General features: G+C 75.3%; 10 protein-coding genes and 2 pseudogenes. 8 read left to right on the forward strand and 4 right to left on the reverse strand.

Annotated elements, in window-relative coordinates; all coding sequences use genetic code 11:
* Positions 1 to 322 precede the first annotated feature (322 nt).
* From GEV43_RS30140 to GEV43_RS51395, 4 genes and pseudogenes are all read left to right on the forward strand, one after another.
* Positions 323 to 1,618, forward strand: coding sequence for a YihY/virulence factor BrkB family protein (locus GEV43_RS30140; RefSeq protein WP_309239910.1), 1,296 nt, complete (start codon positions 323 to 325; stop codon positions 1,616 to 1,618).
* Between the two features lie 74 nt (positions 1,619 to 1,692).
* Complete coding sequence (locus GEV43_RS30145; protein ID WP_160823574.1) at positions 1,693 to 2,646, forward strand: phosphotriesterase; 954 nt, start codon at positions 1,693 to 1,695, stop codon at positions 2,644 to 2,646.
* A gap of 184 nt (positions 2,647 to 2,830) precedes the next feature.
* Positions 2,831 to 3,328: pseudogene (locus tag GEV43_RS51390) on the forward strand (phosphoribosyltransferase); the annotation flags it as partial.
* A 193-nt stretch (positions 3,329 to 3,521) separates the two neighbouring features.
* Positions 3,522 to 4,175, forward strand: coding sequence for a dienelactone hydrolase family protein (locus GEV43_RS51395; protein WP_160823576.1), 654 nt, complete (start codon positions 3,522 to 3,524; stop codon positions 4,173 to 4,175).
* Between the two features lie 225 nt (positions 4,176 to 4,400).
* On the opposite strand, the gene GEV43_RS30160 is transcribed toward GEV43_RS51395, so the two are convergent.
* From GEV43_RS30160 to GEV43_RS30175, 4 genes are all read right to left on the reverse strand, one after another.
* Positions 4,401 to 4,697 carry a WhiB family transcriptional regulator gene (locus tag GEV43_RS30160; protein WP_021600082.1) on the reverse strand — a complete coding sequence of 99 codons (297 nt, stop codon included), beginning with the start codon at positions 4,695 to 4,697 and terminating at the stop codon, positions 4,401 to 4,403.
* 200 nt (positions 4,698 to 4,897) lie between these two features.
* Positions 4,898 to 5,803: a sucrase ferredoxin gene (locus GEV43_RS30165; protein WP_160823577.1), complete on the reverse strand. Its 906-nt coding sequence runs from the start codon at positions 5,801 to 5,803 to the stop codon at positions 4,898 to 4,900.
* A gap of 183 nt (positions 5,804 to 5,986) precedes the next feature.
* Entirely contained in the window at positions 5,987 to 7,537 is a 1,551-nt protein-coding gene (locus GEV43_RS30170; protein ID WP_206681523.1) for a glycerol-3-phosphate dehydrogenase/oxidase, read from the reverse strand.
* 5 nt (positions 7,538 to 7,542) lie between these two features.
* Complete coding sequence (locus GEV43_RS30175) at positions 7,543 to 8,151, reverse strand: TetR/AcrR family transcriptional regulator (protein ID WP_160823579.1); 609 nt, start codon at positions 8,149 to 8,151, stop codon at positions 7,543 to 7,545.
* Positions 8,152 to 8,247: 96 nt separating this feature from the next.
* Between GEV43_RS30175 and GEV43_RS30180 the strand changes: the two are divergent.
* The 4 genes and pseudogenes from GEV43_RS30180 (at position 8,248) to GEV43_RS30195 (ending at position 11,629) form a co-directional block, all read left to right on the forward strand.
* Positions 8,248 to 9,899, forward strand: a pseudogene (locus GEV43_RS30180) (FAD-binding oxidoreductase).
* Positions 9,900 to 9,904: 5 nt separating this feature from the next.
* The gene (locus GEV43_RS30185; RefSeq protein WP_160823581.1) at positions 9,905 to 10,807 is read left to right on the forward strand and encodes a diacylglycerol kinase family protein; all 903 of its coding nucleotides are present in this window, start codon (positions 9,905 to 9,907) and stop codon (positions 10,805 to 10,807) included.
* 151 nt (positions 10,808 to 10,958) lie between these two features.
* Complete coding sequence (locus tag GEV43_RS30190; protein WP_160823582.1) at positions 10,959 to 11,174, forward strand: hypothetical protein; 216 nt, start codon at positions 10,959 to 10,961, stop codon at positions 11,172 to 11,174.
* 56 nt (positions 11,175 to 11,230) lie between these two features.
* The gene (locus GEV43_RS30195; RefSeq protein ID WP_160823583.1) at positions 11,231 to 11,629 is read left to right on the forward strand and encodes a YccF domain-containing protein; all 399 of its coding nucleotides are present in this window, start codon (positions 11,231 to 11,233) and stop codon (positions 11,627 to 11,629) included.
* Positions 11,630 to 11,675 lie beyond the last annotated feature (46 nt).

Genomic DNA, 11,675 nt, shown 5'->3' on the forward strand with positions numbered 1-11,675 from the left:
CCGTTCCGGGGACGGGCTGATGCTGGCAGTCGCACCAGGATCCTCCACGGCACTCGGCGTGGCGGCGGTCCCTGCACGAAAGGCAGATCATGTAACCATTCTCACCGATCGTCCCGGATGCATGCGCCGGGGACGACATCCCATCCGAAATCAGGACGATCATGGGCCGATCGCCGTTGCGGCCCGTCGTAGCGGGTAGGGGCGGAACGACGGACCCTCGCTCGGGGGAACGGGGGGTGACCGGAACGCGACGCGCGGAGTGGATCACGGAAATGGGCGAGGCGGCATGTTCCGGGCGGGTAACGCTCTACGGTGGGGCGCTGTGACCACAGTCTCCGACGCGGCGAGCGTCGCGGGGACCCCCGCCGAGGGCGCCGAGACCGCCGATCCGGACGCCGGGACGCCCGGCCGCGCACGGAAGGCGCGCCGGATCGCCTGGACCCTGATCCGGGGCACGGCGGTCGCCGCGTTCCGCTACCGGGTCACCGGGCTCGCCGCCGAGGCGGCGTTCTTCGCCCTGCTGTCGCTCCCGCCGCTCGTCATCGGGCTGGTCGGGACGATGGGCCACTTCCGCAGCGCGCTCGGCGCCGGCACCGTCGCCGAGATCCGCGCCTGGCTGATCACGCAGGCGCAGACCGTGCTGACCGGCCCGGCGGTCGACTCCGTCGTGGTCCCGCTGATCGACGACGTGATCAAGGGCGGCAGCCCGGACATCGTGTCGGTCAGCTTCCTGATCTCGCTGTGGGCGGGGTCGCGGGCGACGAACGTCTACGTCGACACGATCACCATCGCGTACGGCCTGTCGGGCATCCGCGGCGTGATCCGCACCCGGCTGCGCGCGTTCTTCCTCTACCTCGTCGGCCTGCTGGTGATGCTGATCGTCATCCCGCTGCTGGTCGCCGGGCCCGCGCTCGTCCGCGACGCGCTGCCGGAGAGCGCCGGGTTCGTCCAGGTCTTCTACTGGCCGGTCGTGGTGACGCTGTCGGTGATGTTCCTCGCGATGCTCTACCACTCCAGCGTCCCCGTGCGGACGGCCTGGTGGCGCGAGGTCCCCGGCGCCGTCGTCGCCCTGCTGATCTGGATCGTCGGCAGCGTCACCCTGCGGCTCTACCTCACCGGCTCGCTCAGCGGCGTCTCGGTGTACGGCTCGCTGGCCGCGTCCATCGCGATCCTCGCCTGGCTGTACGTGGCGGCCCTCGCCGTCCTCATCGGCGCCGCGCTGAACGCCGAGATCGACCGCCTCTGGCCCAGCGCCGGGACGGCCCGCGCCCGCGCCGTCCGCGCCGCCGCCCAGCGCCCGGCCCCGGACCCCGAGCCCGGCAGCGCCGTCGCCCGCACCCCCGAGGCCGTCGCCGAGCACGCGGCCGCCTCGGAGAACGGCGCCGGCCCGGAGGGCGCCACGCGGGCGGACGTCGCCGGGAGCACGGAGTCCGGTGCGGCGGCGCGGGCGGGCGGGAGCACGGGGCGGACGGGCGGTCGCCGGGGGCGCGGAAGGCCAGGTCGGCGGGGCCGTCCGGCGGCGGCGAGCCGTCCGGGGCCGCCGGTGGGACGGAGGAGTCCGGCGGGGGCGCCGGGTAGGCGGTCGGGCGCCGGGCCGGGAGGCGGACGCGGGCTGTGACGTCGGGCCTGACGGGTAAAAAATGGGCCGGTTAGGGCCCTGAAAAGGCCAAACATGTCGTAATCTCGCCTTACATGACCCCCCGTGAGGAGACCGGTCGGCTGCGCACCGTGACCGGCACGATCCCGACGTCCGCGATCACCGGCCGCGTGCTCTCCCACGAGCACCTCCAGCTCGACCTGCGCTGGCCGGCGCGCCCCGCGCTGGTCGACTCCGACCCGCGGCGCTGGCTGGACGAGGAGAAGGGCGTCACCGCCGAGCTGGCCGCCCTGCGCACCGGGCACGACCTCGACCTCGTCGTCGACCTCACCTGCTCGGGGATGGGCCGCAACGCCGCCGCGCTCGCGCGGATCAGCGCCGGGTCGCGGGTCGCCGTGGTCGCGGGCACGGGGTTCTTCACCGAGCCGTTCCATCCCGCGTTCGTCCGCGAGTCCGACGCCGAGCGGCTCGGCGAGCGGCTGCTGGCCGAGATCGGCTTCGGCATGGACGGCACCAACGCGCTGCCCGGCGTGATCGGCGAGATCGGCACGTGGGGCGAGTTCCCCACCGAGGCCGAGGAGCGGTGCCTGCGCGCCGCCGCGCACGCCGGCCGCTACTCGGGGCTGCCCGTCGCCACGTACGGCCGCGCGGGCCTCGCCCAGCTGGAGATCCTCACCACCGCGGGCCTGGCCCCGGAGCGCGTCGCGGTCGGGCAGCAGGACCAGGTGGACGACGCGGGCGCGCACCGCAAGATCGCCGAGACGGGGGCGTACGTCTCGTTCGGCACCCTCGGGCTCGGCGGCGACGACCCGGCGGCGCTCGGCGCCCGCGTGCGCGGCGTGATGGACCTGCTGGAGGCCGGGCACGCCGACCGCGTCCTGCTCAGCACCGGCGTGTCCCGGATGGCCCAGATCACCCGGTACGGCGGCACGGGCTACGGCTACCTCTTCGAGACGTTCCTCCCGGCCCTGCGCACGGCGGGCGCCGACGACGCCACGCTGGACGGCATCCTGCACGCCAATCCGCTGCGCTGGCTCACCGCCGCCTGAACACGCGCCCGCAGCGCGGTGCGAACGCGTCCCGGCCGCGCCCTGGGGGCTTCCTGAGGCATCGTCCGGACGGCCCGCCATACCGTCCTTGACCGGGAACGTTCCCGTCTGGGAGATCGCGGCCGAAGTTGGGTAGGGCTGAGGGAAAGGTGCTGTTCCGCGACCCCGGGAGGGGGTGGCGCCGATGCCCTGGAGACCCGCTCGCACCGATGCCCGGGAGGCCGGGACCGTGCGGCTTCCGTTCGCCGACCGCGCCGAGGCGGGCCGCGCGCTCGCCGAGCGGCTGGCGCCGCTCGGCCTGGAGGGCGCGGTGGTCCTCGCGCTGCCGCGCGGCGGCGTCCCGGTCGGCCACGAGGTCGCGCGGCGGCTGGGGGCCCGGCTGGACGTCCTGGTCACGCGCAAGATCGGCTATCCGCCGCAGCCGGAGCTCGGCGTCGGGGCGGTCGCCGAGGGCGGCGACCCGGTGTTCGACGGCGGGCTGCTGCGGCGGCTCGGCCTGACCGAGGACGACCTGGCCGCGACCGTCGCGTCCGAACGCGCCGAGCTGGACCGCCGCGTGCGGGCCTACCGGGGCGACCGGCCGCTGTCCGGCACGGCGTCCCGGCCGGTGGTCGTGGTGGACGACGGCCTCGCCACCGGGGGCACGGCCCGCGCGGCCCTGCGCGCCGTACGCGGGCACGGCCCGACCAGGCTGGTGCTGGCGGTGCCGGTGGGCGCCGCCGAGACCGTACGGGACATGTCCGGCGAGGCGGACGACGTGGTGGTGCTGGCCGCGCCCTCGTCGTTCCGCGCGGTGGGCCAGTGGTACCACGACTTCGACCAGCTCACCGACGCCGACGTGGTCGCGTGGCTGGACCGGGCCGGCGGGGGCGGCCGTGACCGAGGTGCACGTCCCGGCGGGGGACGTCCGGCTGGACGGCGACCTCTCCGAGCCCGCCCGCGCCCGCGGGATCGTGGTGTTCGCGCACGGCAGCGGCAGCGGGCGGCACAGCCCCCGCAACCGGCGGGTGGCCGCGTCGCTGGCGGAGCGGGGCTTCGGGACGCTGCTGTTCGACCTGCTGACGCCCGAGGAGGAGCTCAGCGACCTGCGCACCGCGCACCTGAGGTTCAACGTGCCGTTGCTCGCGGGGCGGCTCGGCCAGGTGGTGACGTGGCTGCGGCGGGAGGGCTGCCCGACCGCCGCGGGCTGTCCCGTGGGGCTGTTCGGGGCCAGCACGGGCGCCGCGGCGGCGCTGGTGGCCGCCGCGAGCTGCCCGGACGACGTCGCGGCCGTGGTGTCGCGGGGCGGTCGCCCCGACCTCGCGGCGCACGCGCTCGGGGCCGTACGGGCGCCGACGCTGCTCATCGTGGGCGGACGCGACCTGGAGGTCCTCTCGCTCAACGAGCGGTCCCTCGACCGGATGGACCCGGCGGGCGGGCACGAGCTGACGGTCGTCCCGGGCGCGGGGCACCTGTTCGAGGAGCCGGGGGCGCTGCGGGAGGTCTCCCGGCTCGCCGGGGAATGGTTCTCCGCGAATGTGCGGGAATAACTCACATTCGAGCGCCGGGTGCGGTAATGGCCTGAGGATGTCGCCGCAATAGGGATCTGTGTCGTGACGCACATGTGACGCACATGTGACCGACCTTGGGACGGCCCCGGTAATCCGGGCGCGCAGATCCGGGCACGCAAACGGCCCCGCCGTAGCGGGGCCGTACGTTTTTCGGTGGCGTGCCGGGGTGCGCGGGGAGCGTACGTCGGGCGCCTGCCTGAACTGCTAGGCGGCGTTCGCGCGACGCATCCGGCGGCGGCGCTCGGACGCGCGCTCGTCCTCGTTCAGACCGCCCCACGTGCCGTACTTCTCGGGCCTGGACACCGCGTAGTCCAGGCACTCCGTGCGAACGGGACAGCCCATGCAGATCTGCTTGGCCTTGCGTTCGCGGATCTCACGCTCGGGCTGACGCTCGCCGTCGGGGCCGAAGAAGAGCACGAGGTCTTCCCCCCGGCACGCCGCGGCGTCCTGCCAGCCCCAGCTCGGGCGAGGGAGGTTTGCCTGCCGACGTACCTGAGCCATGGAACACCCACCTTGATTGGTTTACTGAGCAATTTCGGGACATGGACGCCCGACGTGCTTCCAAGACGTGCGTTGCACGCGACGTGCTACAGAAGCGCCGAAAGGTCCAACGTCTGGAGTTGCCGCTCTGTTCCCCGCCCGGTAGTCCGGGAACCTGGGGCCGTGCGACAAGGAAGCCCTCGAATGGGGCCTCCAGGAGATTACACGAGGGCCGCCTCGTTGAGAAGGGTGAGGTCCCTAACAATGTAGGTTCCGAGGTTCTCGCCGCAGTCCGGGCCGCAGGGATCGGCCTGGACCGCGCTCTCCATGATGATCCGGTAACGGGTCCCCTGGACGGAGACGACCGCTTCGAACGGCGCCGACCCGGTGACCGACTCCACGGTCACCGCGCCGATCCCGAGCGCGCCGGTGCGCTCGCGCGCGAAGTGCTCGGCGGCCTGCGCCGGCTCGGGCAGGCCCGCGCGTCCGCGCAGCCGGTCGAGCACGACCTCGCCCCGCAGGTAGGCCTCCACGGCCCGTACCGCCTCGGCCTTTCCGAGGTCGCCGTAGTAGAGCCCGTGTGGAAGACATACAAGGTTCGCCGCAAATCGGTCGCCGCCGACGTGCGTTGTTTCCCAGACAAACGGGTCGAAACGTCCCGCAAGCGTCCGGGCGAGCGGCGCGCCCGTGCGGGCGCAGCAGGCGTTGCGCCGCCCGTGCGTGCACACGAGCAGGACGGGCCCGTCCACGGGCTCGCCGAAGCCGGGGCGCCGACCGGCGGCGACGGCCGCCAGGTCGAGGCCGGCGAGCTCGGCCGGGTCGGCGATCTCGCGGCCCTCCAGCCACACGTCCGGCCCGTCGGAGTAGGCGACGTACACCTGCGACGGGGGGACGGCCCGGCGCCTGCCGGTGCGCCGGATGAGCTGGGGGCGGATCCCGTGCGCCAGCGCGGCCCGGATCGCCTCGGCGAGCGGCTCCGGCGCCTCCAGGTGCTCGATGCGCTCGGGCCAGGGGCCGGGATGCTCGACGAGCAGCCAGGCGCGCGCCTTCGCCGTCGCGCTGGCCAGGCACGGCCGCTCGCCGGAGTGGCTGCCCGGGCAGTGCCCGCAGCCCTTACCGCGCGTCAAAGCTCCCCGTCCCCCGTCGCTCGTTGAGATTAGGTAAGGGTAACCTAATCCACCCCGGTATCCCCAGTACACGTGACTCACCTCATAGCCCAAGCGTGATCTTTGGACTCCGCAGGGTGAACGCATGCGCATCCGTGGTGCACGGGCGTTGACGGACGTCACAGGAGCGGCGGCGCGGCCGGGTCAGCCGAGCGGGGCGGCCGGGCTGGACGCCGCGCCGAGATGGCGGGCGGCGGCGCCGGTCGCCCGCGCGCGGTCGTCGGCGACGAGGCCGATGCGCGTCCGGCGGTCCAGCAGGTCCGACACGTCCAGCGCGCCCTCGTGGCGGACGGCCCAGGCCAGCTCCGCGTGCAGGACGGGCAGCCCCGGCACGACCGGCTCCAGCAGCGCCGGGTCCTCGCGGGCGAGCGCGGCGAGCAGCGGCGCCTCCGTCCCGTACCGCTGGACGAGGCGCGGCGGCGCGTCGAGCCCGGCGAGGCGGTCCGGCGGCGCGGCCCCGACGAGGGGCAGCCGGGCGGTGCGAGCGCGCCCCGCGCGCACGCGTCCGGCGGCGACCAGCGCGTCCACGGCGTCCTGCGCCATGCGCCGGTACGTGGTCAGCTTGCCGCCGACGATGGTGACGACCCCGTCCCGCGAGGTGAGGACAGCGTGGCGGCGGGAGATGTCGGCGGTACGGCCCCGTTCGTCGTCCAGCAGGGGGCGCAGCCCGGCGAACGCCCCGGCCACGTCGCCCCGGTGCACGGGCACGTCCAGCGCCGACCCGAGGATGTCGAGCAGGAAGCCGATCTCGCCCTCGGACGGCTCCGGCACGTCGGGGATCGGGCCGTCGGCGGGCTCGTCGGTCAGGCCGACGTAGACCCGGCCGTCGCCCTGGGGGATGACCAGGACGAAGCGGTTGCTCTCGCCCGGGACCGGCACGTGCATCCCGGCCGACAGCCCGCGCAGCGCCTCGGCCCGTACGACCAGGTGGGCGCCCCGGGACGGGCGCAGCCGCACCCCGTCCACGAGACCGCCCGCCCAGACGCCCGCGGCGTTCACCACGGCGCGGGCCCGTACGGTGTGCTCCTCGCCGGTCAGCTCGTCGCGGACCAGCGCGCCGTCCCCGGTGAGGGCGACCGCCCGGCAGCGGGTGAGGACGCGCGCGCCGTGCGCGGCGGCGGTCCGGGCGATCGCGGTGACGAGGCGCGCGTCGTCGGCGAGCTGCCCGTCCCACGACAGCAGCCCGCCGCGCAGCCCGTACGGGCGCAGCGCGGGCGCGAGCCGCAGCGTCTCCACGGCCGACAGGCGGCGCGGCGCCGGCAGGACCGAGCGCGGCGTTCCGGCGGCGAGCCGCAGCGCGTCGCCGGCGAGCAGGCCCGCCCGCGTCACCGCCGCCTGCCCGCGCGTGACCATCGGCGTCAGCGGCAGGACGAACGGCAGCGCGCGCACCAGGTGCGGCGCGGTGCGGCCCATCAGGACGCCGCGCTCGACGGCGCTCTCGCGCGCCACGTCCACCTGGCCGCTCGCCAGGTAGCGCAGCCCGCCGTGGATCAGCTTGGAGCTCCACCGGGACGTCCCGAACGCCAGGTCGTGCGCGTCCACCGCCGCCACCGACAGGCCGCGCGACGCGGCGTCCAGCGCGACGCCCGCGCCGGTCGCGCCGAGCCCGACGACCAGCACGTCCACGACCTCGCCCGGGAGCGCGGCCAGCTCGCGCGCCCGCCGCGCCGCGTTCAGCGACGACCGCTCCGGCATGGGGTTCATGGGGCGAGGGTCCTTTCGAGGATGTGGCGCAGCTCGGCGTCGAACGCCTCGGCGGCCAGCTCGGCGTCGTCCGCCGCGACGACCGTCCGCGCCGAGAGCGCGAACGACTGGACGATCAGCAGCAGCGACCGCGCCTGCCGGGCCGGGTGGCCGCGGCGGACCGTGCCGTCCCGGTGCCCGGCGTCCAGGGCCTGCTCGAACAGCTCCAGGAAGGCGAGCTGGCTCGCGCCGCAGCGGTCGAGCACGTACGGCAGCAGCAGCTCGGGGTCCACTTCGATGATCTTGCGCAGCAGCGGGTGCCCGCGGAACGTCCGCACGCCCTCGACCAGGCCCTCGACCAGGCGCGCGCGGACGGGGCGGCCGTCGTCGGGCGGGTCCAGGCGGGCGCCGATCGCGACCCACTCGCGGGTCATCAGGTCGCCCACGATCGTGCGCACGTCCGGCCACCGCCGGTACAGCGTCATGCGGGAGACCCCCGCGCGGCGGGCGATGTCGGTCAGCGTCGTCCGGCGCACGCCGACCGCCAGCACGCAGTCGCGCGCCGCGTCGAGCACGGCGTCGTCGGCGGTGCGGGCGGGCGCCCTGTTGTGACGATTCGACGTCATATGTCACAGTGTAATCCACATCAGCCACGTACGACGTCAGCCACGTGAGCGTGCGGGGACGGGCGACCGACGGGAGAAGCGGTGGAGACGCGGGACATGCTGTGGAGCGGTTGGGGCGATCCCGCCAAGGCGTCGCCCCTCCCCGAACCGGTGGTCGGCCTGCTGCGCGACCTGCTCGGCGTCCGCCCTCCGACGCGAAGCCGCTCGCGCTGGACGATGTGGCCGTTCCCGCGCCGAAGCTGCCGGACGGCGTGCTCGCGGCCCTCGCAGACGCGGCGGGCGGCGACGCGCACGTCCGCACCGACGCCGAGACGCGCGTCCGCCACACGCGCGGGAGGTCCACGCCCGACCTGCTGCGCATCCGCGCGGGCGAGGCGTCCGACGCGCCCGACGCGGTCGTCCTGCCCGGCTCGCACGACGAGGTCCTCGCCGTCCTGCGCGTGTGCGCGGAACGGCGCGTCGCGGTCGTGCCGTTCGGCGGCGGGACGTCGGTCGTCGGCGGGCTCGCCCCGCGCGGAACGGACCGGTTCGCCGGGGTCGTCGCGCTCGACCTGCGGCGCATGGACGCGCTGGTCTCGGTCGACGAGGTCTCCCGCACGGCCGTGCTCCAGCCCGGCCTGCGCGGGCCGCGGGCCGAGGCGCTGCTGCGCGAGCGCGGCTACACGCTCGGGCACTTCCCGCAGTCGTACGAGTGGGCGTCGGTCGGCGGGTTCGCGGCGGCCCGCTCCAGCGGCCAGGCGTCCGCCGGGTACGGGCGGTTCGACGAGATGGTGCTCGGCCTCACTGTCGCCACGCCCGAGGGCCCGCTCGACCTCGGCCGCGCGCCCCGTTCCGCCGCCGGGCCCGACCTGCGGCAGCTCGTGCTGGGCTCCGAGGGCGCGTTCGGCGTGATCACCTCGGTGACCGTCCGGATCCACCCGGCGCCGGAGGCCGCCGCGTACGAGGGCTGGCGCTTCCCGTCGTTCGAGGCGGGCGCGGCAGCGCTGCGGCGCGTCGCGCAGGACGGGCCGATGCCCGTCGTGCTGCGGCTGTCGGACGAGACCGAGACCATGATCGGGCTGGCCGACCCGTCCGCCGTCGGCACCGGCGACGCGCCGGAGAACGGCGCGCCTCAGGGGGCGGGGCTCCCGCAGGGGGCGGGCTGCCTCGCCGTCCTCGGGTACGAGGGCGCGCCCGCCGCGATCGCCGAACGCCGCGAACGCCTCGCCGCGGTCCTGCGCGGCGCGGGCGGCGAGCCGCTCGGCGAGGGCCCCGGCGACGCGTGGGCGCACGGCCGGTTCAACGCCCCGTACCTGCGCGACGCGCTCCTCGACGTCGGCGCGTTCGCCGAGACGCTGGAGACCGCCGCGTTCTGGTCGGGCGTCCCCGCGCTGTACGCGGCGGTGCGCGAGGCGCTGATCGGCACGCTCGCGCGCGCCGGCACCCCGCCGCTCGTGATGTGCCACATCTCGCACGTGTATCCGGCCGGGGCGTCCCTCTACTTCACCGTCGTGTCGGCGTCCGGGCCGTCCGGGCGGGAGGTCGGGCACTGGCGCGAGGCCAAGCGCGCCGCCAGCGACGCCATCCTCGGCGCCGGTGGCACGATCAGCCACCACCACGGCGTCGGCACCGACCACCGCGACTGGTACGCCCGCGAGATCGGCCCCCTCGGCGGCGCGGTCCTGCGCGCGGTCAAGGAACGGCTCGACCCCTCCGGCGTCCTCAATCCCGGCGTCCTGGTCCCTCCGGCCGACGGCGCGCAGGAGTAGCCGCGATGTCCTCCCCCCGAACGTTCACCGCGGTCGTGAACCCCGCCGCCGGAGGGTCCGCCTCCGCGGCCACGCTGATCCCGCTCGCCCGGCTGCTGCGCGAGGCGGGCGCCGAGCTGGCCGTCGAGTACAGCCGCGGCCTGGAGCACGCCAGGGCGCTCGCGCGCGAGGCGGCGGACGCCGGACGCGTCGTCCTCGGCGTCGGCGGCGACGGCATGGTCGGATGCGTCGGCGGCGCCCTCGCCGGGACGGACGCGGTCTTCGGCATCGTCCCCGCCGGGCGGGGCAACGACTTCGCGCGGCAGCTCGGCGTCCCGTCCGACCCGGAGGCGCTCGCGCCGCTGCTCCTGGAGGGCGAGCCGCGCGCGGTCGACGCCATCGAGGCGAACGGCGTGCCCGTCCTCGGCAGCGTGTACGCGGGCGTGGACGCCGTCGCCAACGACAACGCCAACCGGACGCGGCTGCTGCGCGGCTCGGCCGCCTACTACTTCGGGGCCCTGCGCGCGATCGCGTCCTGGCGGCCCGCCGACTACCTGGTCACCGTGGACGGCGAGGAGCACCGGCGGCTCGGCTACACGGTCGTCGCCGCGAACTCCGGCTACTACGGGTTCGGCAAGCACATCGCCCCGGACGCGCGCGTGGACGACGGCCTGCTCGACGTGGTGCTCGTACGGCACGCGCCGCGCCTGCTGTTCTTCGCCGTGATGCGCGAGCTGGAGGCGGGCACGCACGTGCGCCGTCCGCAGGTGGAGGTGCTGCGCGGGCGCGAGGTGCGCATCGAGCTGGCCGCGCCGACGCGCGGGCGCGCGGGGCGCACGCTGCCGTACGGCGCGGACGGGGAGTTGCCCGGCGTCCTTCCGGTCACGGCCAGGGCCATGCCGGGCGCGCTGCGCGTTCTCGCCCCGTGACCGCTGAGTCGGCCGCCTGACCAGCGGGTTCGTGCGGGATTCCAGATTTGGCGAGCGCGTTTGGGTGGGTTTACGGGCCCATTATGGTCCGCGGGATAGCGTTCCTATACGTCCCGATTTCGGGACCTTGGGGCCGTCTGTGGGGGGCATCATGAGAAGGCGCTCGTTCGCCGTTCTGGGGGGACTCATGATCACCACGGGCGCCCTCGTCGTGGTGGCGCCGGTGTCCACAGGAGTGGCGCCGGCGTCCGCCACGCATCCCGCCGGCCCCGCGCGGCCGATCCCGATCCGGAGCGTGACCGCGCCCGCCCCGCCCTCGCTCGGGGACGTGATGTCGCTGCCGGGCGCCGCCTCCGGCCGCACCTGACGATCTTCCGGCGCGGAACCCTGTGCCCGGCGGGACGGGTCGCCTAGAGTGATCGCGTGCGCACCCTCCTGAACATCATCTGGCTCGTCCTGTCCGGCTTCTGGCTGGCCCTCGGATACGCCTTCGCCGGGATCATCTGCTGCATCCTGATCATCACCATCCCGTTCGGCATCGCCTCGTTCCGGATCGCGGCGTTCGCCCTCTGGCCGTTCGGCCAGACCGTCGTGCGGCGCGGCGACGCCGGGCTCGCGGCGGGCCTCGGCAACGTCGTCTGGCTGATCGTCGCGGGCTGGTGGCTCGCGCTCGGGCACCTGGTCACCGGCATCGCGCTGTGCGTCACGATCATCGGCATCCCGTTCGGCATCGCCAACTTCAAGCTGATCCCCGTGTCGCTGCTGCCGCTCGGCCGCGAGATCGTCTCCACCTCGGACCCGCGCGGCTTCGGCGTCGGCTGACCGCCCCGGCGCGGGCCGCGGACGAAGCGGACGAACGGGCCGGGGG

Source organism: Actinomadura sp. J1-007 (genome assembly GCF_009793335.1).
Classification (GTDB): Bacteria; Actinomycetota; Actinomycetes; order Streptosporangiales; family Streptosporangiaceae; genus Spirillospora; species Spirillospora yumaensis.